Source organism: Paracoccus sp. SJTW-4, assembly GCF_047716885.1.
GTDB lineage: Bacteria > Pseudomonadota > Alphaproteobacteria > Rhodobacterales > Rhodobacteraceae > Paracoccus > Paracoccus solventivorans.
Genome location: NZ_CP136681.1, coordinates 2,958,483 through 2,981,097, shown reverse-complemented (window position 1 = coordinate 2,981,097; position 22,615 = coordinate 2,958,483). Strand labels below are relative to the sequence as shown.

Annotated in this window: 24 protein-coding genes and 1 pseudogene; 8 read left to right on the top strand and 17 right to left on the bottom strand. The window is 66.4% G+C overall.

From position 1 onward, the window contains the following. Positions 1-8 precede the first annotated feature (8 nt). The 7 genes from RSP45_RS14600 to RSP45_RS14570 all read right to left on the bottom strand — a co-directional run bounded on the left by RSP45_RS14600 (position 9) and on the right by RSP45_RS14570 (position 4,458). On the bottom strand, positions 9-785 hold the full coding sequence (locus tag RSP45_RS14600) for a PD-(D/E)XK nuclease family protein (protein WP_415392478.1): 777 nt from the start codon (positions 783-785) through the stop codon (positions 9-11). Then, complete coding sequence (locus RSP45_RS14595; protein ID WP_415392477.1) at positions 775-1,728, bottom strand: helix-turn-helix transcriptional regulator; 954 nt, start codon at positions 1,726-1,728, stop codon at positions 775-777. Before RSP45_RS14595 ends, RSP45_RS14600 begins: the two co-directional genes overlap by 11 nt. A gap of 52 nt (positions 1,729-1,780) precedes the next feature. Continuing rightward, complete coding sequence (locus RSP45_RS14590; RefSeq protein WP_415392476.1) at positions 1,781-1,987, bottom strand: hypothetical protein; 207 nt, start codon at positions 1,985-1,987, stop codon at positions 1,781-1,783. A gap of 70 nt (positions 1,988-2,057) precedes the next feature. Then, a complete protein-coding gene (locus RSP45_RS14585; protein ID WP_415392475.1) occupies positions 2,058-2,840 on the bottom strand; it encodes an ATP-binding protein in 783 nt (260 codons plus the stop codon). Continuing rightward, positions 2,767-3,792: an AAA family ATPase gene (locus RSP45_RS14580; protein WP_415392474.1), complete on the bottom strand. Its 1,026-nt coding sequence runs from the start codon at positions 3,790-3,792 to the stop codon at positions 2,767-2,769. Before RSP45_RS14580 ends, RSP45_RS14585 begins: the two co-directional genes overlap by 74 nt. Positions 3,793-3,874: 82 nt before the next feature. Next, the gene (locus RSP45_RS14575; protein WP_415392473.1) at positions 3,875-4,192 is read right to left on the bottom strand and encodes a type II toxin-antitoxin system RelE/ParE family toxin; all 318 of its coding nucleotides are present in this window, start codon (positions 4,190-4,192) and stop codon (positions 3,875-3,877) included. Then, the gene (locus tag RSP45_RS14570) at positions 4,189-4,458 is read right to left on the bottom strand and encodes a hypothetical protein (protein ID WP_415392472.1); all 270 of its coding nucleotides are present in this window, start codon (positions 4,456-4,458) and stop codon (positions 4,189-4,191) included. Before RSP45_RS14570 ends, RSP45_RS14575 begins: the two co-directional genes overlap by 4 nt. 803 nt (positions 4,459-5,261) lie before the next feature. Between RSP45_RS14570 and RSP45_RS14565 the strand changes: the two genes are divergently transcribed. The 7 genes from RSP45_RS14565 to RSP45_RS14535 all read left to right on the top strand — a co-directional run bounded on the left by RSP45_RS14565 (position 5,262) and on the right by RSP45_RS14535 (position 11,892). Beyond that, entirely contained in the window at positions 5,262-5,822 is a 561-nt protein-coding gene (locus RSP45_RS14565) for a TetR/AcrR family transcriptional regulator (RefSeq protein WP_243700319.1), read from the top strand. Positions 5,823-5,825: 3 nt separating this feature from the next. Beyond that, positions 5,826-6,971, top strand: a complete 1,146-nt coding sequence (locus RSP45_RS14560) for an efflux RND transporter periplasmic adaptor subunit (RefSeq protein WP_072464028.1) — start codon at positions 5,826-5,828, stop codon at positions 6,969-6,971. Further along, on the top strand, positions 6,968-8,101 hold the full coding sequence (locus tag RSP45_RS14555) for an ABC transporter permease (RefSeq protein WP_415392471.1): 1,134 nt from the start codon (positions 6,968-6,970) through the stop codon (positions 8,099-8,101). The genes RSP45_RS14560 and RSP45_RS14555 overlap by 4 nt, the downstream gene beginning before the upstream one ends. Positions 8,102-8,106: 5 nt before the next feature. Next, positions 8,107-8,799, top strand: coding sequence for an ABC transporter ATP-binding protein (locus tag RSP45_RS14550; protein WP_036760158.1), 693 nt, complete (start codon positions 8,107-8,109; stop codon positions 8,797-8,799). A 131-nt stretch (positions 8,800-8,930) separates the two neighbouring features. Then, the gene (locus RSP45_RS14545) at positions 8,931-9,413 is read left to right on the top strand and encodes a cytochrome b (RefSeq protein WP_036760157.1); all 483 of its coding nucleotides are present in this window, start codon (positions 8,931-8,933) and stop codon (positions 9,411-9,413) included. A gap of 96 nt (positions 9,414-9,509) precedes the next feature. Beyond that, complete coding sequence (locus RSP45_RS14540) at positions 9,510-9,872, top strand: hypothetical protein (protein ID WP_415392470.1); 363 nt, start codon at positions 9,510-9,512, stop codon at positions 9,870-9,872. Between the two features lie 79 nt (positions 9,873-9,951). Further along, the gene (locus tag RSP45_RS14535; protein ID WP_036760170.1) at positions 9,952-11,892 is read left to right on the top strand and encodes a heavy metal translocating P-type ATPase; all 1,941 of its coding nucleotides are present in this window, start codon (positions 9,952-9,954) and stop codon (positions 11,890-11,892) included. A gap of 15 nt (positions 11,893-11,907) precedes the next feature. Here RSP45_RS14535 and RSP45_RS14530 read toward each other — a convergent pair whose 3' ends face one another. From RSP45_RS14530 to RSP45_RS14520, 3 genes are all read right to left on the bottom strand, one after another. Continuing rightward, entirely contained in the window at positions 11,908-12,558 is a 651-nt protein-coding gene (locus RSP45_RS14530) for a DUF924 family protein (RefSeq protein WP_208999482.1), read from the bottom strand. Positions 12,559-12,626: 68 nt separating this feature from the next. Continuing rightward, complete coding sequence (locus tag RSP45_RS14525) at positions 12,627-14,546, bottom strand: heavy metal translocating P-type ATPase (protein ID WP_415392469.1); 1,920 nt, start codon at positions 14,544-14,546, stop codon at positions 12,627-12,629. Between the two features lie 64 nt (positions 14,547-14,610). After that, entirely contained in the window at positions 14,611-14,829 is a 219-nt protein-coding gene (locus tag RSP45_RS14520) for a heavy-metal-associated domain-containing protein (protein WP_028714023.1), read from the bottom strand. A gap of 108 nt (positions 14,830-14,937) precedes the next feature. Between RSP45_RS14520 and RSP45_RS14515 the strand changes: the two genes are divergently transcribed. Next, the gene (locus tag RSP45_RS14515) at positions 14,938-15,843 is read left to right on the top strand and encodes a LysR family transcriptional regulator (protein ID WP_036760152.1); all 906 of its coding nucleotides are present in this window, start codon (positions 14,938-14,940) and stop codon (positions 15,841-15,843) included. Positions 15,844-15,876: 33 nt separating this feature from the next. On the opposite strand, the gene RSP45_RS14510 is transcribed toward RSP45_RS14515, so the two are convergent. The 7 genes and pseudogenes from RSP45_RS14510 to RSP45_RS14480 all read right to left on the bottom strand — a co-directional run bounded on the left by RSP45_RS14510 (position 15,877) and on the right by RSP45_RS14480 (position 22,542). Beyond that, complete coding sequence (locus RSP45_RS14510) at positions 15,877-16,395, bottom strand: hypothetical protein (protein WP_258551833.1); 519 nt, start codon at positions 16,393-16,395, stop codon at positions 15,877-15,879. 97 nt (positions 16,396-16,492) lie between these two features. Next, a complete protein-coding gene (locus RSP45_RS14505) occupies positions 16,493-17,485 on the bottom strand; it encodes an FAD:protein FMN transferase (protein ID WP_036760150.1) in 993 nt (330 codons plus the stop codon). Continuing rightward, positions 17,466-18,974 (bottom strand): annotated as a pseudogene (locus RSP45_RS14500) (flavodoxin domain-containing protein); the annotation flags it as partial. The gene RSP45_RS14505 and the pseudogene RSP45_RS14500, both read right to left, overlap by 20 nt. Before the next feature lie 627 nt (positions 18,975-19,601). Then, positions 19,602-19,976 (bottom strand): hypothetical protein, encoded by a 375-nt coding sequence (locus RSP45_RS14495; RefSeq protein WP_415392468.1) that lies wholly within the window; start codon positions 19,974-19,976, stop codon positions 19,602-19,604. A 360-nt stretch (positions 19,977-20,336) separates the two neighbouring features. Further along, entirely contained in the window at positions 20,337-20,747 is a 411-nt protein-coding gene (locus RSP45_RS14490; RefSeq protein ID WP_415392467.1) for a single-stranded DNA-binding protein, read from the bottom strand. Between the two features lie 747 nt (positions 20,748-21,494). Further along, positions 21,495-21,956: an acetyltransferase gene (locus RSP45_RS14485; protein ID WP_415392466.1), complete on the bottom strand. Its 462-nt coding sequence runs from the start codon at positions 21,954-21,956 to the stop codon at positions 21,495-21,497. A gap of 295 nt (positions 21,957-22,251) precedes the next feature. Beyond that, positions 22,252-22,542, bottom strand: a complete 291-nt coding sequence (locus RSP45_RS14480; protein WP_415392465.1) for a hypothetical protein — start codon at positions 22,540-22,542, stop codon at positions 22,252-22,254. Positions 22,543-22,615: the final 73 nt, after the last annotated feature.

Below are 22,615 nucleotides of genomic sequence, written 5' to 3'. Positions count from 1 at the left end.
TATTCTCCTTAGTGTTGTGCGACATGATCGCCAAATTGGGCTATCACATGATGAGCGAGGCTTTTCACGTCGACTTTGCACGCCATTGCCTGTTTAGCAGCAGCAGATACATCGCCCCAAGATGATAACCTCACATCAGAAGTTGCGACCGAAAACGGCGCCAAGAGGATCAGTAGCGGGAACTTTCTTGCATGCCTCGCACGCGCCTCCAATGCCGACGCATAGCGTTCTAGCTGCAGATACCCCAACCCAGCTTTTATCTTGATTTCGATGCCTATTAAATACCGCGTTGTCTCAATCACAAGATCGACACGATCGGACAAGTCCCCAAGCGGATTAACTTCGGTAAAGACACTATAGCCGTTACACAATTCCCAATGCCAATCCACACCCCTGTCAATACGACCGAGATAGAATGCCAGGAAATCGCGCGATACCCCACCTCCGAATTCGGTTCGCCACAATCCGGCAAGGGCACCCGCCGTCCTGACCTCGTTATACTTCAATCCAGCAATCGTCCAAATGTTCAACCGACCCCCTATCAATTTCACTGCCTCAAGCGGAAACCGAACGGCATCAAATAAATGAAGAAGATCAGTATGTGCTGGAGAAGGGGGATTGGACACGGCTTGGTCAGAAGGGATAGTTGGAAGTTCTTCGAAGAACTGCACCAACCTCTCCGCGAAATTTTGTGTCGGAGGTGTCACCTTCGTAGCGTCCGCAAGCGCCGCAAAAAGCGCAGCGAGTTCTCCGCTTTTCAGATTGCGAAGTGTTTCAGCCAACATTTCCCCCAATGTCTCCTATTTTTACCTCCACGCTATCCCCCCAGCGCATCAGATACCATTCCATCTCCTGCTGCCCGCCGGCATGAAAACGCACCAGCAGAGAACCGTCAACCAGGCGCTCCAACTCTTGCTTCGGATGGAATACATATGTCGCCGCCTCGTCGGCGACTTCGGGCAAAAACCGCCATTCCACGTCTTGCGGCTCCTCGCGCCAGATGCCGAAGCTTTCGGCCAGCCAATCCTGCAGGTCGAAGTCCTCGGGGCGCTCGAAAACCTCATCCTCCAGGTCGATCCGCTCGAACCCGGCAAGCGCGAACAGGCGCAGGTCGTCCTGGTATTCGCTCCAAGCCAGCAGGTATTGCCGCCCCTCGCCGAACAGCATGGCAATGGGCCCGAGGCGCGTATTGCGCGAGAGCTTGCCAGAGCCTCGGGCGCGGTGGTCGGCGGAGATCATCACCCCGGCCAGGATGGCCTCGCGCAGCCTGCGCAGGATTTCGGGTTCGATGCGTTCGCGCGGGCCGGGACGGAAGGCGACGCCATCGGCCATCAACTGCGCCTCGAGATCGGCGGCGACGCGACGACGGCGATCCTCACGGAACATCGCCTGAACCTTGGACAGCAGACGTTCCAGCGCCTCTGCCGTGTCGATGTCGCCCTCGCGCCGCGCGATGCTGGCAGCGCGGTGTCCGGCTGTCAGTTCGTCGATGGTCGTTTCCACCATCTTGCCCAGGGTACCGGGTGGAAAGCGCCAGTATTTCTGGCCGTTGAGGCCGGGACGCTCCTCGAGTTGAGGATAGGCGCGCAGCACGGCATCGCGCATCCGCTCTGCCGTGCGCCGGGACACGCCGAAAGCCAGTTCGATGTCGGCGATCGACACACCTTCGGCCGAGCCCTGCATCATCACGGCCAGCCGCAGTAGATCTTCCTGACGGGAATAGCGCATGCTGCCTCCTTAGCCTCCGGGCGCGACTCTCGCCTTCGCAGGGCGCCCCCGGTCAACGACCAAAGCCGATGGGACGCGCTGCACCCTCTTTCGCCTCGGATTCGCGACGCAGTTCGGCGAGGATATTGGACGCCTCATTTTGACCGAGCGCGCGCATCCTGCGGGCGACATTGGCGAAGTCGCCCGGAGCCAGCCGGTCCAGCGCCGCAGCCTCGGCCGGGACCGGCGCCACGAAATGCACGGCCCAGGCGAGCGGCACCTGATCGGGACGCAGCCAGTCGAACCGGATGCGGAAGGTGAAGCGCCGCTGCGTGGCCGGGTCGAGCTTTTCAGCCTGATTGGTGGTGCAGACGAAGGGGAGCGGGATGGCTCTCCAACCAGGTCAGCATCTCATTGACCTGGCTCACCTCCCATTGATGCCCGGCATTGCGCCGATCGGCCAGCATACTGTCGGCCTCGTCGAAGATCAGCAGCGCGCCCTCGGCCTGGGCATCGGCGAAGGCGCGGGCGATGGCCTTCTCAGTGCCGCCGACCCACATCGACAGCAGGTCCGAGGCGCGCTTCTCGATCACCGGCAGGCCCAGTTGCCGCGCGAGGTGACGCGCCCACGCGCTCTTGCCCGTCCCCGCCGGGCCGTCGAGGCAGAAGGACAACCGCGGCGGTTCCGTGGTGGCACGAAGGCGCGCTTCTAGCAGGGACAGGCTGGCATCGGTGTTGGCCAGTGCCGGATCCCACGGGGCCTCGGAATGGTAACGCGGCGGAGGCGCGACACCACCATTGGTCAGCTTGGCCGACGCCCCGAGGACATGCTCGAAGGTCTTAACACCGCCGCCGCAGGTCCGCACGACCCGCATCGCGTCGGCCACTAGCGCGGGGGGCTGATCGTGGGCCTCGGCCAAGGCCGTCATCGCCACTGCATCCTCGGTCGGCACATGCCGATCCGCGAGGGGTTGCCAGATCCGCTTGCGGATGCATCCCGCAGGAGGGCGCATTTCGGCCGAAAATGTTATCCTGCGCAGAAAGGCCGGGTCGCAGGCTTCAATGGAATTGGTCGTCCAGAGGGTCGGGACTGGATTGGTTTCCAGCAGCCGATTGGCAAAGACCTTGGACATCCGTTCCTGACGGAAGAACAGTGAGGCCTGGCCACCCGAACAGGTCTTCCATCTCATCAAGCAGCAGCACGGTATCGCGACGCGCCGCCAGCATCCTGCCCGCGATTCCCAGTTCGGCCAGTCGCTCGCCCCGCGACGGTTCCTCGCCGCTACTGTCAGCTTCGCCGACCGCGCGCAGGCTGGCGCCCAGTTCACGGGCCAGAACCTTGCAGAACTCGGTCTTGCCGGTCCCCGGCGGCCCGTAGAGCAGGATGTTCACCCCGGGCGCACCCTGTTCCAGCGCGTTCCGCAGGAGCTTGCGCATGATGTCCGCGCTGTCGCCCATCCCCGTGAAGTCGCTCCATTCCGCTTCGGGCGATGGGGCGGGCGGAAACAGCAGCGCGACGAGTTCCTCGATGTCACTGATGTCGGCCATCAGCGCACTCGTAAGGCGATCCGATACCATGAAGGGAATGGTCTGGCGCGACCAATTGCGCCCGTCACTCTGCAGCAGACCCGAGGTCCGCAGGCGGGCATCCGGCCGAAGCGTATCCCGACCGGTCGTGTGCTCGGCATCCGAGAATTGGGCGATCAGGAACGGCAAGGTCACGTCCCGCGTCTGCAGTGCCTGGTCGACCACATGCTCGAACATGTCGAAGCTTTGATAGCTGGCGAAGAACTCGAGGATCCTCGCTTCCGCATCGGACAGGCCGAAGTGCTTCCCGATGCGCGCCGCATTGATCCTGATGAGATTTTCCTCGTGCGCGTCGTGCCCCACACGCTGTTCCTCCAGCAACCCCCGCACCCTTCCCCACCATGCGGCACCCGGCCGGGTCCGCGGCCGCTCAGGGCATTCGACATCGGTCAGGTATTCGATCCAGCCCGGCACCTCCCTGGCAACCTTGCTGTCGGGGCCGAAGCGATCGGCGAGGGCCGCGACGAGTTCGAGCGCGACATGTCTTTCCGTGGTCATCTGTTCCCTCCGTTGGTGAAGAGAAGATAACCAGCGCTTACGTCAGAGTCGGACGTACATCACGAGAGCGACATCCCCAAGGCTACCGGCTGCGCGCGCTGCTGCGCATGGCCCAATCCGCGCCGCCATAGGTGACAGTGTAGATCAGCACCTCTCGTGCATCATCATCAACCAGGAACGCGATGACGGCTTTCCGGCCTGCCGGGATGGCACGCAGGCCAGGAGCGATTTCATCTCGGAGGCTGCCCTTGTGGGGCGTAGCCTTCAGCGTGGCGATGGCCGCCTCGATCTCGGCCAGCTTTCGCGCCGCCGCGTCGGGCCCGGCATAGTCCGATATCCACTGCGCGATGGCGTCGAGGTCGCGCGCCACGAGCGGATGGAACCGGATGCGGTAGTTCACGCGCCGCGAGCCGCCGCAATAGTACGCCGGGCAGTGGCAAAAACGTCATCCTGGTCAAGGAACGCCTCCCGCGGTGTTTCCATGCGGGCACGGATTTCCTGCGCAAGGGCCGTGAGGGCCACGTCGCGCTCCTGTTCATCCTGCATCATCTGTTCCAGCGCCGCCGCGACTGCCGCGCTCTGGGTCGCGAAGACGCCCTGCCGAACTTTTTCCGAAAGGAACTGGTGGTGGCGATCGGTGAAGCTGAGGGTGGTTTTGACGGTCATCCGCGCCTCCGTGGTATGACTGAGTCATATATTAGATCAGAGCGATGGCTTCAACCGTGGCAGATGCGGCGCAGTTGTTGAACCCGTCAAAATACAAAAAGTCCCCCTGGGTTTCAGGGGGACATGTACGAGCTCCAAGTATGACTTGGTAATCTACTGCGTTGGGCCGCTCGTTTCAAGACTGCTTGGGCAGAGTCCCGGCGCAGGTCAACCTTGCCCACCGCCGTTGAATGTCGGCGACCGCGGGCGACTGCGGTTTTTCTGTTTTGGTGTTGATGTGGCGTTGATGTAAACTGCGCATGCAGAAAGCTCCGCGGGAATGCGGCGCGTAGGCGTTTGATAACGCGGTAGATTTTGGTTGCGGGGGCAGGATCTAATCTTCACTTGCGCCCCGAGCAAGTAAAGATGGTTGCGGGGACCGGCGTCGATCATAACTTGCAATCGACGCCAGCAAAGATGGTTGCGGGAGCGCGCAACCATCTTTATCGGCGCTCCCCCGCACCAAACGTAATCCTCCTAATAAAACAACTTGAACCAGATGGTTCTGCACTTTTCAGAGCTGCGGCTTAGCTTTCGTTAGACGAACTTACGTGTTGTCTTCCGTATTCGCCGCGTCGGGGGCAGAGATAGGCCGGCCTCCCTCTTGCCCACCTAGTTCCCGGTGTCGCGGCAATCAATGCATGCAGAAAATGATGCCCAGTGATTGACGCATCGCATGAGGCTGCCTAAATATGTTTGTGACTACTCACTAACTAACGGAGTGCCCCGTGCGAAAGTCAGCGGAGCTTCGCAAGGCCGAGATCGTGGCCACCGTGCTCGACCTGGCCGACCGGATCGGGCCGGACCGGGTGACGACGGGGGCGGTCGCGTCGCAGATCGGCGTCACGCAGGCCGCGCTGTTCCGGCACTTCCCGACCAAGGCGGCACTCTGGCAGGCCGTTGCCGAGCATGTGGCCGAGGGGCTGGCAACGGCGTGGGAGGATGCATTGCGCCTCGGAGACACCCCGATCGTCAGGTTGCGTGCACTGATTTCCGCACAGTTCGCGCAGATCGCTGCCACCCCTGCCCTTCCCATGCTGCTGTTTTCGCGCGAACTGAACGTCACCAACGCAAAGCTGCGCGCCACCTTTCACGGCAGGCTCACGACCTTCCACGGCCTTCTGGCGATGGAGGTCGGGGCCGGCCAGAACATCGGCGCGTTGCGCGGCGACATCGCCGCAAACGATGCGGCGGCGCTACTGACGTCGCTCGTGCAGGGCGTGGCGATCCGCTGGGCGCTCGGCGCCCGCGATTTCGACTTGCGAGCCGAGGGGCTGCGCCTGTTCGACGCACAGTGCCGGCTTTTGGCTGCGGAAGGAGAATAGACGATGCGGCGCATTTGGCTGTCGGGTCTTCTTCTGGCGGCGGCTGTCGCTGCCGGCTTTCTGTTCTTCACCGAACGCCCGCTGACGGTGGTGGTCGTTCAGCCCGAACATGATGTGGACCTTCGCATCTACGGGCTCGGCACCGTCGAGGCGCGGATACTCAGCCGTGTCGGCTTCGAGGTGGGCGCTGCCTTGACCTCGCTGGCCGCCGATGCCGGGGACAGCGTGGCCAAGGGGCAGGAACTGGCCGTCCTTCACTCCGCCGAGCAGGAAGCGCGCGTTGCCCGCGCGGACGCAGCGGTGACGGCCAATGAGGCCAATCTTGCCAAGGCCACCGCAGCCGTGGTGCGCGCCCGTGCCGTTCTGGCCGAGCGCGAAGCGGCGAACCGCCGTCAGCAAGGGTTGGTACAGCGTGATATCGCGTCGGTCCAACGCGCCGAGGAAGCGCAACGCGACGAGGATGTGGCCCGCGCCGATCTGGCCGTGGCCGAGGCTGATGTGGCAGTGATCCGGGCACAGAGCCTTGACGCGGCTGCCGCACTGCGGCAGGAGGAAGCCGTTCTCACCCATCACCGGCTGCTTGCGCCCTATGACGCACTGATCGTCGCGCGCCATGCCGAGCCGGGCACAGTGGTGAAGGCCGGCGATGCGATCTTCACCCTGATCGACCCGGCCACCATCTGGATCCAGGCGTACGTCGACGAAGAACGTGCCGGCCAGCTTGTCCGGGGCCAGCCGGGCACGATCCGGCTGCGATCGCAGCCTTCGGCCGAATTCCATGGCACCATCGCCCGCATCGGCATCGAAAGCGACCGGGTGAACGAAGAACGCCGCGTCTGGCTGACCTGCGCCGACTGCCCCGCCGAGATGTTTCTTGGCGAACAGGCCGAAGTGCGCATCCTGACCGGCACACGAACGACCGCGCTGATGGTGCCCGAGGTCGCGATCACCGGCTTCGACGGCCATCGCGGCACGGTCTGGACGGTGCGAGACGGCCGTCTCGCGCGGGTGGAGTTGACCCTCGGCGTCCGCGATGATCGCGGTCGCGTCGAGGTCACGGGCGGACTGCCCGAGGGAGCCGCCATCGTCGCCCATCCGCCCAAGGGCGCGGCCGAGGGTCGGCGCGCCCGCGGCAGTGAGGCGCCATGAACCTCGCGCTCAAGGACATCCGCCATGGCCTGTTCCGGTTCGTGCTGACCTGTTTCGGGTTGGGGCTGCTGATGACGGTCGTGCTGGCGATGATCGGTATCTATAACGGCCTCGTCTCGGACGCGCTGGCGGTGGTAAAGGCACCGGCCGCAGATGTCTGGGTGGTGGAGGCCGGTACCAAGGGACCGTTCGCGGAAGCCTCCAGCATCCCCGCCGACACGCGCGACGCGGTGGCGCGGATGCCCGGCGTGGCCGAGGCCGGCGCGGTCAACTATCAGAACCTCGAGGCGCCGCATGGCGGGCGCACCCTGCGGCTCTATGTTGTCGGCTACGAGCCGGGTCGCCCGGGCGGGCCGCGGGCAATCGCCGAGGGGCGCGGCATTGGCGCCGGTCATTTCGAACTGGTGGCCGACCACAAGACCGGCCTGCTGCCCGGCGAGACGATCCGGCTCGGGCGCAACCGCTTTACCGTGGTCGGCCTGGTCGAAGGGGCGATGAACTCGGGCGGGGATCCGGCGGTCTATGTGACGCTGGCCGACGCGATGGCGCTGCAAACTGAACTCGACCCCGCCGCCCAGCGGGTGCAGGCCGCGCGCGGGGCTGTCTCCGTCAAGTCCGCATCGGTCGCCGCCATACTTGCCCGCATATCGCCGGGCGCCGATGTCGATTTGCTGACCGCGACCGTGCGCCAATGGAAGCACCTCGCCGCCATGACCCAGGCCGAACAGGAGGAACTGCTGCTGGCCTCGGTGGTCGACAAGGCGCGCCGCCAGATCGGGCTGTTCCTCGGCATCCTTCTCTCCGTCAGCGCCGTGGTGATCGCGCTGATCATCTACACCATGACCATGGAGAAGCTGAAGCAGATCGCCACGCTGAAGCTGATCGGCGCGCCCGACCGCACCATCATCGCGCTGATCGTGCAGCAGGCGCTGATCCTCGGCGCCTCGGGCTGGGGGATCGGCCTGATGCTGATCCTTGCGGTGAAGGACTATTTTCCCCGTCGCGTGGTGCTGGAGCCGTTCAACGTCATGGTCCTTGCCGGCATCATCGCCGCCGTCTGCCTTCTATCCTCGGCGCTCGGCGTGCGGGCGGCGATGAAGGTCGACCCGGCCACAGCGCTCGGGAGCTGACCGACATGGCGCTCGGCGACATCCTCATCGAGGTCTCGAACGTGGCCAAGCATTTCGGCGAGGGCGAAACCCGCGTCGATGCCCTGCGCGCGGTCGATCTGACCGTGCGGGCCGGCGAGGTGATCGCGCTGCTCGGTCCGTCCGGTTCGGGCAAGACGACGCTGCTCAACATCATTGGCTGCATCCTCGCCCCATCGGCGGGACGGGTGGTGCTGGACGGCGAGCCGGTCTTCGACGGCAAATGGCTACGGCGCGACCTGAGGCGTCTCAGGCTCGACAAGATCGGCTTCATCTTCCAGAGTCACAACCTGCTGCCCTTCCTGACGGCGCAGGAGAATGTCGCGGTCGTGCTCGATCTTACCGGTCTGCCCGCCGAGGAAGGCCGGACGCGGGCGCGTGAACTGCTGGACTATCTGGAGGTCGGCCATCGCGCGATGGTCAAGCCGGCGCTGCTGTCGGGTGGCGAAGCGCAGCGCGTGGCGATTGCCCGCGCGCTGGCCAACCGCCCCCGCATCATCCTTGCCGACGAACCCACTGCCGCGCTCGACGGCGCGCGCGCCGGGCTGGTGATGGACCTCATGCGCAAGCTCGCGGCCGAGCAGGAAGCCTGCATCGTGACCGTCACCCATGACGAGAAGATCTTCGACCGCTTCGACCGCCTGATCCACCTGCGCGACGGCCATCTGGTTAGCGCGTGATGGTCAGGAGTCAGGAGGCAGACATGACCCAAGCCCTCACACGCCGATCCTCGCCACCGTCATGCCTGCGGCGGATCGGATGTCGCACGACAGTGGCCGATACCACGCGACCTTGAAAAGGTGTAACCAAGATGCAACCGACATCCTATTCCAGAGCCCAGATCATCCTGCACTGGACGATTGCGGCCCTCGTCTTTTTCCAGATCCTCATGCATGACGGCATCGTCAAGGTATGGGACGGGCGGATGGACGGCATGCTGCCGAACCAGCCGACGATCAATCCTCATGCCGTTGCCGGCGCGCTGATCCTCGTTCTCGTTCTGTGGCGGCTGGTGCTGCGCCGCCGGCGCGGCGTTCCGGGCCTGCCGGAAGGCGAGCACCCGGCCCTGAAAGTTCTGGCCACGGGCATGCATGCGGCTCTCAACCTCCTGCTGATCCTGATGGCGCTTTCCGGCATGGCGGCGTGGATTTCCGGCGTCGAGGCGATCGGCGAAGCCCATTCCATCGCGCGGCTGGCGCTGGTTCCGCTGGTCCTCCTGCATATCCTCGCCGCACTTTACCATCATTTCTGGCTCAAGACCGATGTGCTGCGGCGCATGTTTGGCCGGGCCTGAGGCGGGGTCCGTTCCGCGCGCCGCAACCCGCAACCCATGGCAGGCCGGGCCACGCCCGCCCGGCCGCTCCCCAAACCCCGAACTCCGGAGGCAGACATGACGAGAAGACCGCGCAGCCAGACCGTTGCCGCCGCCGTCGCGGTGATCTTCGGCCTGCTGACCATCGTTTCGGGCGGCAGGGCGCTGTTCGGCGGCGTCGATATGGGCGCAGTGGTGCCATTCGTGCTGTGGTTCAACTTCGTCGCGGGATTTGCCTATGTCCTGGCCGGGATCGGCCTGTTGCGCGGCGCAGGGTGGGCGCCGCTGCTGTCGCTGGCCATCGCCACGGCCACGGTGGCCGTCTTCGCCGCCTTCCTGTGGCATGTCGGTGCCGGCGGCGCATGGGAGGCACGCACCATGGGCGCGATGATCCTGCGCAGCGCCATCTGGATAGCCATCGCGGCCTTTGCATTTCGGTGACATAAGCCATCCGATTGATCCACTCACCCAGCCAGCGATGGCGGCTGCCAGCCGCGACCTCGCCAGCCAGGAACCTGACATGAAGCGATTTCCAACTATTGACCTGTCACTGACCCTTTCGCTCGTCACCGTGCTCGGCATGGCAATGGCGGCGGCCGGCAGGTGGCTGCCAAGCGGAGCTTTCGACGCTCTGGAGCTGCCGGGACTGGTGCTGGTCTATCTGGCTGGCGGCCTGCCCACCGGCTGGCGCGCGCTGTCGGAACTGTGGCGCGCGCGCGTGCTTGACATCGACCTGTTGATGATCGTCGCGGCAATCGCCGCCGCAATCGTCGGCGCCCCGTTCGAGGGTGCGGTGCTGCTGACGCTGTTCAGCATCTCGACCACGCTGGAGGAACGCGCGCTTGGCCGGGCCCGCCGCGCCATCGAGGCCTTGATGGCGCTGCGCCCCGAGACCGCCTTGCGCAAGACCGCGGGCGGCGATGTCGAGGAAGTTCCCGCCGAGGTGCTGACCGTCGGCGATGTAGTGGTGCTGCGCCCCGGCGCCCGGGTGCCCAGTGATGGCGTGGTCGTCACCGGGCGCGGCGGCATCGACGAGGCCAATATCACCGGCGAATCCATGCCCGTGTCGAAAGAGGCCGGTGCGCAGGTGTTCGAGGCCACGATCAACCTCGACGGCGTGCTGGAGGTCGAGGTCACGCGCAGCGTCAGCGACAGCACCATCGCCCGCATGATCCGTCTGGTGACCGAGGCACAGGCCGCCCGCGCGCCCTCCGAACGGTTCAGCGAATGGTTCGGCCAGCGCTACACGGTCGCGGTGCTGGCGGGTGCGGTGATCGCCTTTGCCACGTTCTGGTGGCTGGGCGGCGACTGGGAACTGGCGCTTTACCGCGCCGCCACGCTGCTGGTCGCCGCCAGCCCCTGCGCCATCGTCATTTCCGTCCCCGCCGCGATCCTGTCGGCCCTTTCGGCGGCGGCGCGGGGCGGTGTTCTGTTTAAGGGCGGCGGCGCGCTGGAGACGCTGGCCGAGGTCGATATCTTCGCCTTCGACAAGACCGGCACCCTGACCACCGGCCGCGCCGAGGTGACGGAAATCGTCGCGCTGGATGGCGACGAGGCCGGGTTCCTGTCGCTGCTGGCGGGGCTGGAGGCGCATTCCGAGCATCATATCGCGGCCGCGATCCGCCGTGAGGTCGCCAGCCGCGGGCTTGATCCGGCGCAGGTGGCCGATGTGAACGCCCGGCCAGGCATCGGCATCGAAGGGTCCGATGCACTTGGCCCGATTTGGGCGGGCAATGCCTATCTTGCCGAGGACATGAAGGCCGCAACGGATCACCCCGCGTTGCAGCCGCTGGCGGATGGCACCAATACGGTCGTCTATCTGGGTCGCGGCGCCACCGTGCTGGGCGCCGTCAGCGTGGCGGATGAGGCACGGGCCAGTTCCGCCGGGGCGATCGCGGCCCTGCGCGACAGTGGTGTCCGCCGCATCGTCATGATGACCGGGGATCGCAGGCCGGTGGCGCTGCGCATCGGCGCTAGCCTTGGGCTGGAACCGGACGAGATCCATGCCGGGATGCTGCCGCAGGACAAGGTGCGTGAAGTCGGCGAACTGGCCGCAACCGGCCGCATCGCCTTTGTCGGCGATGGCGTGAACGACGCCGCGGCGCTGGCCCGCGCCGATGTCGGCATCGCCATGGGCGCGGCCGGGTCCGAGGTGGCGCTTCAGGCCGCCGATGTGGCGCTGCTGTCCGAGGATATGGAGCGGCTTGCGGACGCGCACCGCCTGTCGCGCCGAACGTCAAGGGTGATCCGGCAGAACCTGACCTTCGCCATCGGCGCCATGGTGGTTCTGGTCATCGGCGGGCTGTTCTTCGATCTGCCGTTGCCGCTGGTGGTGATTGGTCATGAAGGCGGCACCGTGCTGGTGGTGCTGAACGGGCTGCGGTTGCTGTCGGACCCGATCCGCCGGCTGAAGGCGTCTGTTGCCGGACAGGCGCTGACGGGTGTCGCGCAGCCCACCTGACCCGTGGGGATGCGCTCACCCCCGAAAGGCGCGCAGATGCGGAAACGCGCCCTTTTCCAGATATGCTTCCTCCTCGGGCGTCGATCTGCGACCAAGGATGGCGTTGCGGTGCGGGTGGCGGCCAAAGCTGGCGATGATGCGGCGCACCTGCCCCGCTTGATCGACGAGCGAGGCATAGAGCGGCCGCAACGGCGTCGGCGCACGGGCGGCAATGTCACGGCGCAGGGCGGTCAGCCGATCAATGCGGGCCAGATGGTCCGACCCCTCTGCATGGCCCAGGGGCTGGGTGAAAGCGATCTGGAACCACGGCAGGCCAAGTGCCGCCCAGTCTCCTTTTTCCAACCCTTCCAGCGCCTGCGCCAGGGCCGCCGGGTCTTGCGCCCAGGCCCGCTTGCTGCCCCGCCACAGCGAGCGCGGGAACTGGTCCAGCACCACGATCAGCGCCAGCCGGCCCCTGGGCGTCCCGGCCCAATGATCCAGCGCCCTCGCCGCGCCGCGTTCGGTCAGCGGGCCAAAGCGCGCCGCAATCGCACCGTCCGCGCCGCCATGCATCCGCCAGCGCCACAGCTCGGCATGGCGGTCAGGGTCGATATCCAGCGCGCGGCCCTCGGGGAACCAGAAATCCAGAACCTCGCCGATCTGTCTGGCATCATTGCTATCGGTCATGTCATCCCCCATGAAAACGCCCCCGCGCCATGGACACGGGAGCGGAATTGTCGACGAGGCACAAGCGCCTAGGCGGTCGCGGGCACCGCTGCCTGCGCAGGCCGGCGTCCGCCGGGACCGCGCGGGACGCGCAGCAGGCGCATGGCGTTGGCGATCACCACCAGCACCGAAAGCTGGTGGATCAGCATGCCCTCGGCCATATGCACATCGCCGCTGAACACGCCAAACAGCAGCCCGGCCACGGTCAGCAGCGCAATGACGAGGTTCTGGCGCATATTGCTCAGCGTCGCGCGGGAAATCGCCATCGCCTCGGGCAGTTTCTCCAGATCGTCGGCCATCAGCGCAATGTCGGCGGTCTCGATCGCCACGTCCGAGCCCGCGGCCCCCATGGCGATCGAGGTATCAGCGGCAGCCAGCGCTGGGGCGTCGTTAATGCCGTCGCCGATCATGGCGACATGGCGGCCCTCGGCCTGAAAGCGGCGGATCAGGTCAAGCTTGTCCTCGGGCAGCAGCCCGGCATGAACCTCGTCGATGCCGATTTCCGCAGCGATGGCGTGGGCGGCCTGCGGCTGGTCGCCGGTCAGCATGGCGATGCGCCCGACCCCGATGTCGCGCAGCCGGGCAATTGCGCCCTTGGCCGAGGGGCGGGGCTGGTCGGACAGGCCAAAGATGCCCGCGATGCGCCCGTCCAGCGCCACGATGATCGGCGTGCGCCCGCGCCCCAAAACCCCGGACAGCGCGGTCTCGGCCTCGGGGTCGAACGCGATGCCCAGCCTGTCGAACAGCCGCCGGTTGCCGGCCGCGACCTGCCGGCCCGCGTGGTTCACCACAAGGCCCATGCCGGCCACTTCCTCGACCGCTTCCGGCGCGGGAATGTCACCCTCGGCACGACCAGCGGCCACGACGGGCCGACCCAAGGGGTGATCCGAGCCGGATTCGGCGATGGCGGTCCAGTGCAGCAACTCGGCGCGGTCCATACCCGCCAGCGGCAGCACCTCGACCAGACTCGGGCGGCCCTCGGTGAGCGTCCCGGTCTTGTCCAGCGCCAGCATGTCGATGCGGCCCGCGCTTTCCAGATGCTGCCCGCCCTTGATCAGGATCCCCGACCGCGCCGCCCGCCCGATACCGGCGACGATGGAGACCGGCGTCGAGATCACCAGCGCGCCGGGGCAGGCCACGACCAGCAGCGTCAGCGCGAGGCGAATGTCCTGCGTCACCGCCCAGGCACCCAGCGCCAGCACCATGATGCCGGGCGTATACCATTGCGCGAAACGCTCGATCATGCGCTGGTTGGGGGCGCGTTCCTCCTGCGCCTCTTCGACGCGGCGGATGATCCGGGCCAGCGTGGTATCGGCGCCGATGCCGGTGGCGCGGATGCGCAGCACGCCATTTTCCGCGATGGTGCCGGCATGGACGTGGGATCCGGGGGCTTTCTCGGCCGGGATCGGCTCGCCGGTGATGGCGGCCTCGGACACGGCGGCGTTGCCGTCGATCACCTCGCCATCGACGGGGATGCGGTTTCCGGCGCGCACCAGCACGACCTCATTCGGCTGGACAGCACTGGCGGCGATCTCGACCGGCTGGCCGTCGCGGATCACGGTGGCGATCTCGGGCGCGGCCTTCAGCAGATCGGCCAGCGCGCCACGGGTCTGGCGGAGCGTCCGCGCCTCAAGCCAGGCGCCGAAGCTGAACAGGAACGTAACGGCGGCGGATTCCCAATATTCGCCGATGAACAGCGCGCCGATAGCCGCAACGGTCACCAGCAGTTCAATCGAGAAATGGCGAATGCGCAACGCGTGGAACGCCCGCCAGGCGATGTCAGAGCCGGCGACAAAGGCCGCCGCCAGCATGGATGCCGCCCAGAGCCCACGCAGGCCGAACCCGTAAAGGGCGATCAGGCCCAGCACGATCAGGCTGCCGCTGATGATGGTCAGCCACTTCCTGCGGCTGGCCGGCTGGCGAAGGATTGTCAGGATAGGGGTCAACATGCGGGGCCTCATGATGTGAAGGCCCGGCCGCGCGGGCAGGCACGGCCGGACTGGAAGGGATCGGTCAGAATGCGGCGGGGCGGGCCTCGTAGCCGGTGGATTTCACCACCGAGACAAGGGCCTCGACCGGGGCGGATGCGGGGTCATGCTCGACCTCGATGCGGCCGGTGTTGAAATGCACCTTGGCGGCGGTCACGCCGGGAGTTGCCGCCAGCGCCTTTTCGATCTTGGTGACGCAGGAGGGGCAGGAAAATTCGTCGCTGCGCAGGATGGTCTTGGTCATGGCTGGTTCCTTTCATGTCGCCGTCCGGTGGGGCGGTCATTGCTTGTGACCTCAAGATATGCTGTTCTTTCAGGATCAGGAGTGGCAATTTCGACAAGGGATCATTGCATGAATGCACAGGCGCAGGATTGGGACGATCTGCGGTTGTTTCTGGCCGTGGCGCGGGCGGGGTCGCTTTCAGGAGCGGCGCGCAGCCTTGGCGTTACCCATTCCACCGTCTTTCGCCGCATCGGCGCGTTCGAGGCGCGGTTGCGGGTGCGGCTGTTCGACCGGCTGCCCGGCGGCTATGCTCTGACCCAGGCTGGCGAGGAGATGCGCGATTCCGTCATCCGCATCGAGGAAGAAATCACCGCGCTGGCGCTGAAGGTTACCGGACAGGACCAGCGGCCCACTGGGACGATCCGCATCACCACGACCGACCTGCTGGCGGTGGGTGTGCTGCCCCGCCATGTCGCCGCCTTCCGCGCCGAATGGCCCGAGATCGAGATCGAGGTGGTGGTGGCGGATAGGGTGCTGGACCTGACCCGGCGCGAGGCGGACGTGGCCCTGCGCATCGGCAATCCGGGACAGGAGACGCTGATCGGGCGGCGGGTCGGGCGGTTGGCCTTTGCCGCCTATACCGCGGCGGACCGGCCGCTGGGCGATCCTGCCGAGGGTGACTGGATCGGATACGGCTCTGCGCATGGCCCGCTCAGCCGCAATCTGGCCCGCTGGTGGCCGGATGCGCGACAGGTTTACCGGACAAACTCGATCATCGCCGCCCATGCCGGTGCGAAGGCGGGGATCGGACTCGCTGCCTTGCCTTGCGTGATCGCTGATTGCGACCCCAGCCTGATCCGCGCCGCCGCGCTGCCCGAGGACTTCATGCTGGACCTGTGGTTGCTGATTCACGAGGATCTGCGCCAGACCGCGCGCATCCGCCTGTTTCTGGACTTCATGGCGACGGCCCTGACGGCCGATGCCGACCTGCTGGAGGGGCGCTGCCCGTGCAAGACAAGGCCGGCGCAGGCGTGACGCCCGCGCCGGCCCATGCCTGCGCCCATGGCGTCAGTCGATCATCTGCCAGCCCGGATGCTCGAAATGCTCGCCATAGGCGTTCAACGCCTGAACGATCGTCACCGCGCCAGTCTCGACCTCGCCGGCCTCCAATGCCGAGATGCCGGTCATCACCTCACCAAGGACGATATGGAACTGCTCGTCTACCTCGGGTTCCAGCACACAGTTCTCGACCATGAAATCAACCTGCTTCTGGACATCGGCAGCGACCCCATTCGCGGCATCGGCAGGCAGGGTGCCGTTGTGGATCGCGTCCAGGTTCGCGGCCATGGTTCCGTGAATCGCGGTCATGCCGGTGATCATGTTCTGATCGCCCTGCCATTTGGCGCCATCGTTCAGCGTGATCTCGATAGCCCCCGCGCCATGGCTGTCATGATCATGGGATTGCGCGGCGGCAATGCCAGCTGACCCAAGCGCGAGGGCGAGAGCGACAGCGACGGTGGTGAAAGATTTTACAGTCCGCATAGTGATCTCCTGTATCTGCCAAGTGGTTCTGGCCGCGGCGGGCATCGACAGACGCCGCCGGGCTTGGGATAGACATAGGCTGTCCGTTTTCGCACGAGAATTGACGAAACCTGCAAAGACCTATTGCACGAATGGACAGACTTCAGGCACGAACCAGACCCTCTCGGCCTGCCGCCGATACCATCGGGCTGTCGAACAGCGCCCCGACGGCATGGGGCCGGATGCCGTCTGCCTCGCGCATCAGAAACAGCGCATCGAGGGAAAGGTGTGCGGCGAGTTCGCCGCCAGCCTGCGGACCCAGCACCATCAGCGCGGTTGCCCAGGCATCAGCCTCGGCACAGCTGCCCGTGACGACCGTGACCGAGGCCGGCGACGACCGCAGCGGGCCGCCCGTCGCCGGGTCCATCGTATGCGACAGGCGCTGGCCCTGAACGGTGACATGATGCCGGTAATCGCCCGAGGTGGCGACGGCGGCATCTTGCAGCATCAGGACCGAATGGGGCGCGCGGCGTTCGGGATCGGGCGCCTCGACGGCGACGGTCCAGGGCATGCCGTCGGGCCGCAGCCCGGAGGCTCGCATCTCGCCGTCGATGCCAACAAGGAACCCGGTGATGCCGAAGCCCCGTAACATTTCGGCCAACCTGTCGACGCCGTAGCCCTTGGCGATGCCGTTCAGGTCGAGCGTGATGGGTGCATGTTTCCTGACCAACCCGGCCGCGCGGTCGATCTCCAGCACCTCATGCGCGGGCGGGCGCGTGGTTACCATGGCCCAGCGGATGGCTTCAGCGCTGGCTTCCTCGGGGCCAAAACCCCAGGCGCGCACCGCATCGCCCATGCCGATATCGAACGCACCGCCCGATGCCGCACAGATCCGCAGCCCGAGGTTCAGCACCTCGGCCAAGCCGGCAGGAACGGCCACCCAGGCGCCAGTGGGCGCCCGGTTCAGGCGCATCAGGTCGCTGTCGGGTTGCCATGTCGACATTGCGGCATCAACCTCCGCCACGGTCGCTTGCAGGGCAGCCTGCACCGGGGCGGGGTCCAGCCCGGCATCGGCGTGGAAACGCGCCGACCAGCGAGTGCCCATGGTCGGGCCGTTCAGCGCGTGGCGGCCCGGGTCAGTAGATATCTTCGGCATAGCGCCCCTCCGCTTTCAGCGCGAGCGGGGTAAGACCCGTCGGCGCGAGGATGTCGGTCAGCGCCTCGGCCACGCCCGAGGCCATGTCGCGCCCGCCGCAGACCATGATGCGCGCGCCTTCGTGTACCAGCCGGATCAGTTCAGCGCTCTCGGCCCGCAGCGCGTCCTGGACATGGCGCGGCTTTGCCCCGCGCGAGTTCGCGGTGGTCAATCGCGCCAGACGGCCATCGACCTGCCAGCCGGCCAGATCGTCGCGATACAGGAAATCGCTGTCGGGGTGGCGCATCCCGGAGGCCAGATGGATGGGCCGCTTGCGGCTGTTGCCCCGGATGAAGCCCGCAAGCGGGCCGATGCCGGTGCCGGCGCCGATCAGGATCAGCGGCGAGCGTCCTGCTGCGGCATGGAAAGCCGGATTGTGCCGGACGAAGGCGCGGATCGCCTGGCCCGGCTTCAGCGCCAGAAGCTGACCCGAGCAGAGGCCGCCGGGATGCTTGCGCACCACGATCTCGACGAACCCGTCGCGCCGTCCGGAGGCCAGCGAGTAGAAGCGCGGCAGATCCGCACCCTCGGGCAGAACGCCGAGGAGATCACCGGCCTGAAACCGGCCAAACCCCCGACCTGTCAGCCGTTGCAAAAACGTCGCCTCGGGTAGGGCAAAGCGCAGGATCGTGGTCGGCGCCTGCACCTCCGCCCCGTAATCACGGCGCGAGATCAGGGTGAGCCGCCCCGTCACGGGCGGGGTTGGCACATGTTCGAGCGTAAGCTCGATCCCCAGCGCCGCCCCCAGGGCGCGGCCCCAGCGGGCGAAATCCTGCGGCGACTGGCGATCGACCGTGTCGAAGGGCATCAATTGCGCCCAGCCTTTGGCAGCAGCCCGACTCCCGACTTCATCGGCGAACGCGCAGAACGCGGGAAAGCTGCGATCGCCGAAACCAAGCACGACAAGCGGGGCCTCAGGGACAGATTCCAGCGCCGCGAGGCGTTCAATGAACCCCTTCGCCGTGGCGGGAGCCTGTCCCTCGCCCCAGGTGGCGGCGAGAATGACGAACCGTTCGGCCTGCGGATAGCGCGCCGGCTCGAAACCGGACATTGGCGCGACATGAACATGCTGGCCCGCCGTGGTCAGCGCATGTTGGAGCGTCGCAGCGAAACCCCAGGTGCTGCCGCCGTCCGAGCCCACCAGCAAGATGGTCGCAGCGCCGTTTGCAGGATGATTGCCACGGAGACGCGGCCTTGACCGCCGCCCCGCGAACCAGAGCACAAGACCACTCACCCCCATTGCCGGCACGCCGAGCGCCAGCACACCCAGCACGAGGCCGAGAGATGCGGCCCCCTGCCCGGTATGCAGCATGTAGATGGTTTCAGATATCTGTTCCCACATCGTCAGCTCGGCCCAGGCCAGAAGCTCACCCGTCCCCTGATCGAGATAGCCGGTGCCGCGATCCGTCTTCAGAGTGAAGGCGTCCGTGGCGTCGCCAGGATAGGGAAAGAATGTCGCGGTATGCATCGGGCCTGTCTCCGGGTTCGGGGGCCGATTTGTCCAACCCCTTCCGCTGACCCGACCCCGCGTTGCGGGGAGCATGGCGGCGGTCGGTGACGACCACCCGCGCGCCTTACGAATAGTCTAGCAAAAACAAGGCCTTGACGCAAGCGAATTGTGAATTTTATCCATTATTTTCAGCCTGTTAGCGGGGATTCTGCTTTCTTCCGCAGCCGCCGAAACGCACACGGGTGTCCACCCCGTTCGCCGGTGGACACCCACTCCCTTCGTCTCCGAAGCAAAATGCGCCGTTCCCGCCCACGCGCCGATGATCATGCGATGCCCATCGGTGGCGCTGTTGCGCTGCCCGTTCCCCAGCCTTCTTTCCCAAGCCTCTGTTTTCCCTGTTCAGGGAGAAGGATGGGTCTGGGGAAGGAAGGAGGGAACCGTCTCCTTCCCCAGGGGGAGGATGTTTGAAGGAGGGGGCTTTCAGCCCCTTCCTTCATGGGGGTGAGCGCGAGAGGGGCGGCGGCACGCCCCCCTTTCGTCAGCGCCGGCGGCCGGTCGATCCGGCCGGCGGCGCTTCTCCTGGCAGCGGCGGGAACGGAAGGCGGCCGGGGCCGCCTTCCGTGGGTCTCAGTCGGTGTCGGGTCCCCAGAGCGGATTGCGCGCCGGATCCTCGGCGAAGCGGGCCGTGCCGTCGAGGTCGCGGATGACGGCATCGACGGCGCACCAGCCGATATGGGTGCGGCCCTGGGCGGCGAGGATGCCGACCGCCGTGGGATCGGCCTCGATCGCGCGGATGGCTGCGATCAGGTCGTCCTCGGGCGCGAGGTTCTCGATGGCGATCACGTCGCCGTCCTCGTCGTAGCCGCCGTGCAGATATTGCGGCGCCTCGGCCTGGCGCTGCAACGCGAGGTCGGCTTCGCGGATCAGCCGGAAGGCGCGCTGGCGGTCGCGCCAGTAGGCCGGGCTGCCGGGGTCGATGGGGCTGTGCGTGCGGGTGGTCATGGCGTGTCTCCTTTCGGTCTCTGACGGGAGGAGGCAGCACCGTCGCCGCAAGGTGTCGGGGATCGCGAAGCGACCGCCCTCGGGCGGCGAGTGGGGGAACCGATTTTCTGGCGACGCCCATCGGGCGGCGGCGGAAAATTGGGGGGACCGCTCGTCCTCGACTCCGCAGCGGCAGGTGCAAACCTCCGGACGACAGAGACCGAAAGGAGACATTTCTGACCGGGGAGGCCCGGAGGGGTGACCCCGCCGGAGGCTTCCCGACCGGTCGATCCGGACGGGGAAGCCTTCTCTTGCCGGCGCGATCCGCAGCGGACATGGGAAAACCCGGCGGCTGGAACCGCCGGGCCTCCGGCCTCCCGCTCAGGAGGGGATGTCGTCTTCGTCGATGAACCGGCCCTCCTCCTCGTCGTCGGTCTCGGACTGCGGCGCCCGGCTCAGGAAATCCACCGTCTCGGCGACGATCTCGCAGCCGTAGCGGTCCTGGCCTTCCGCATCCTGCCATTTCGTGTAGTGGATGCGGCCGCGCACCAGGACCTTCGTGCCGGACTCGCAATATTGCCGGATGGTCCGGCCCAGGCCGTCGAAGGCGACGACGCGGTGCCATTCCGCGTCCTCGACCCGATAGCCCTTCTCGTCCCGCACGACGCGGCCTTCCGAATAGCGCGGGCGCGAGGTGACCAGCTTGAAGCGGGTGATATCGGTGCCGGTGCGGGTGGTGCGGGTTTCAGGGGCCTGGCGGACGGTACCGGCGAGGATGACGATGTTCTGCATTGTCTGTCTCCGTTGCTTCACCGGAGGGACCATTCCCTCCGACGAGACCCGGCCAAGTCCGTCGGGAGGCACCTGCAACTGACGCCCCTGGGCGGCAGCTTGCCCGCAAGGCTTCGGAGTGGGGCGGGCAGCCGCGCCCCGCGCGGCAACACGGTCCGGAGCCTTGGGGGTTGTTGGTGAAAACCGCACGGAGTTAGGGGCTCGGACAGGCGGAGGGATTGGTTCGTCCGGGGGGCATGACGGGGACAGATCGCAGAACGGCGGCGTCCTTGCCGGTGCCGTCCTGTCGGCAAAGCCCCTGGGACCGGCACCACCCGCGGCGGTGCCGCTTCGCTTCCCCTGGCTGGTCAGCCTTGCGTCCGCCGCCGGAAGGTCGGGGTCGTTCGGGGCGGGAAGGATCGGGCTGTCGGGCCGGGGGCGCGGAATGGCATGGCTGCCGTTGCCTCGGCTCTGGGTTGGACCGTTCGGCACTATTGCGAGTCCGGCAGGAAGTCGGTCGCATCGCGGCGGGCATTCATGGCACGAAATGGCAGGATGCGGACGGCAGGGACCGGTATGGCAGCGGGATCATTGCAGATGTGGGATTGCCGTGCCGGGTGCGGCGGGCCGGGACCAACGAAGACGAGGGCCGTTTCATTGGCGATGACATCCCCTCCTGAACGGGAAGTCCGAGAGCCCGGCGGTTCCAGCCGCCGGGTTGTCCCGTGGGTGGGGCAGATCGCGGGCGCCCGCAGCGGCCCAATCGCGCTACGGGATGATCTGCCGCCAGGCCGGCGGCCGATAGCGAAGATGGATCAGCGGATAGGGTCTTCCTTGCCCGTCGCAGGGCGAGCGGCCGGTGCGCTCGAAGCCGATACGCTCATAGAACCCGAGCGCTTCGGGGTTCTGTTCGTTCACATCGGTCGTCAGGCCCGGATGATCGGCGAGCGCGGCACGGATGAGCGCGGTTCCCATGCCTCGGCCATGATGATCCGGATCGATGAAAAGGGCCTCCAGATGGCCTTCGTGCAAAAACATGAAGCCCAGCGGATTGTCGGTGCGATCGACGGCGAGCGACAGGCGCACCCGCGGGAGGAAGATCGAAAGCTCGTCCTCGATCGCGGCGCGGTCATGCGGCGCGAGAAAGTCATGGGTGGCATCGACAGCCCTGCGCCAGATGTCCATGACCCGGGCCGTATCCTGATCGGTGGAGGTGCGAATCTCGAACATGCCCGTGCTTACCAGCACCGGAATCCATGCGCTACAGGGGCCGCACCTCGTACCGCCTCCGGCATGATCCGGCCGGGCTCCGATATCCGGCGTCTCCGCCCGACCGGATCATGCCGCGCCGTTCGTGCCTGTCGCGTCAGCTATATGCGCATCCGCCAATTTCTGCGCCCTGCCTTCGCGAGCCGGGCCATGCCCGGCGAGCGCGATTTTTTCGGTGCCGCTCGTGGACCCCGCGCGCGACGGCCGCCGATCCGATGGCCCGGCGGCCGTGAGGTTTGGGGCTGTGGCGTCTTGCCTACGGGCGCAGCGGGCGCCAAGGTTCATCTGCCCCGGCGGGGCGCCAGGTCAAGCGGCGGCAGCGGAACGTGGCCCAGGCATAAAGCAGCGGCTCCATGCCGTGCCACCAGTCGGCTTCTATGTCGCCGCAACGGCCTTCGAACAGCAGCCTGCCGCGCGCGGTGTAAAGCCGGAACTCCACCGGCAGCGCGTCGCCATCTTCCGGCTTGCCGCGTGCGGGAACGCCGTCGGCGTCCTCGCCGAGTCCGATGCAACCGCCGTGATGGTCCTTCGTGACAATCCAACGCATGTCGCAATCCTTTCATTGAAGCTGTGGGGGTGTGGCGCCCGCCGCGTGGACGGGCGCTTGGGTCGCAGGACTG

Bases quoted from the DNA above. Each gene is read 5' to 3' on its own strand.
- RSP45_RS14585 (WP_415392475.1), bottom strand. From the start codon at position 2,840: ATGTCCAAGGTCTTTGCCAATCGGCTGCTGGAAACCAATCCAGTCCCG.
- RSP45_RS14580 (WP_415392474.1), bottom strand. From the start codon at position 3,792: ATGACCACGGAAAGACATGTCGCGCTCGAACTCGTCGCGGCCCTCGCC.
- RSP45_RS14510 (WP_258551833.1), bottom strand. From the start codon at position 16,395: ATGCCCGCCGCGGCCAGAACCACTTGGCAGATACAGGAGATCACTATG.
- RSP45_RS14495 (WP_415392468.1), bottom strand. From the start codon at position 19,976: ATGACCACCCGCACGCACAGCCCCATCGACCCCGGCAGCCCGGCCTAC.
- RSP45_RS14535 (WP_036760170.1), top strand. From the start codon at position 9,952: ATGAAGCGATTTCCAACTATTGACCTGTCACTGACCCTTTCGCTCGTC.
- RSP45_RS14530 (WP_208999482.1), bottom strand. From the start codon at position 12,558: ATGACCGATAGCAATGATGCCAGACAGATCGGCGAGGTTCTGGATTTC.
- RSP45_RS14505 (WP_036760150.1), bottom strand. From the start codon at position 17,485: ATGCCGAAGATATCTACTGACCCGGGCCGCCACGCGCTGAACGGCCCG.
- RSP45_RS14595 (WP_415392477.1), bottom strand. From the start codon at position 1,728: ATGCGCTATTCCCGTCAGGAAGATCTACTGCGGCTGGCCGTGATGATG.
- RSP45_RS14570 (WP_415392472.1), bottom strand. From the start codon at position 4,458: ATGACCGTCAAAACCACCCTCAGCTTCACCGATCGCCACCACCAGTTC.
- RSP45_RS14490 (WP_415392467.1), bottom strand. From the start codon at position 20,747: ATGCAGAACATCGTCATCCTCGCCGGTACCGTCCGCCAGGCCCCTGAA.
- RSP45_RS14600 (WP_415392478.1), bottom strand. From the start codon at position 785: ATGTTGGCTGAAACACTTCGCAATCTGAAAAGCGGAGAACTCGCTGCG.
- RSP45_RS14525 (WP_415392469.1), bottom strand. From the start codon at position 14,546: ATGTTGACCCCTATCCTGACAATCCTTCGCCAGCCGGCCAGCCGCAGG.
- RSP45_RS14550 (WP_036760158.1), top strand. From the start codon at position 8,107: ATGGCGCTCGGCGACATCCTCATCGAGGTCTCGAACGTGGCCAAGCAT.
- RSP45_RS14520 (WP_028714023.1), bottom strand. From the start codon at position 14,829: ATGACCAAGACCATCCTGCGCAGCGACGAATTTTCCTGCCCCTCCTGC.
- RSP45_RS14485 (WP_415392466.1), bottom strand. From the start codon at position 21,956: ATGTTCGAGATTCGCACCTCCACCGATCAGGATACGGCCCGGGTCATG.
- RSP45_RS14555 (WP_415392471.1), top strand. From the start codon at position 6,968: ATGAACCTCGCGCTCAAGGACATCCGCCATGGCCTGTTCCGGTTCGTG.
- RSP45_RS14515 (WP_036760152.1), top strand. From the start codon at position 14,938: ATGAATGCACAGGCGCAGGATTGGGACGATCTGCGGTTGTTTCTGGCC.
- RSP45_RS14480 (WP_415392465.1), bottom strand. From the start codon at position 22,542: ATGCGTTGGATTGTCACGAAGGACCATCACGGCGGTTGCATCGGACTC.
- RSP45_RS14545 (WP_036760157.1), top strand. From the start codon at position 8,931: ATGCAACCGACATCCTATTCCAGAGCCCAGATCATCCTGCACTGGACG.
- RSP45_RS14560 (WP_072464028.1), top strand. From the start codon at position 5,826: ATGCGGCGCATTTGGCTGTCGGGTCTTCTTCTGGCGGCGGCTGTCGCT.
- RSP45_RS14540 (WP_415392470.1), top strand. From the start codon at position 9,510: ATGACGAGAAGACCGCGCAGCCAGACCGTTGCCGCCGCCGTCGCGGTG.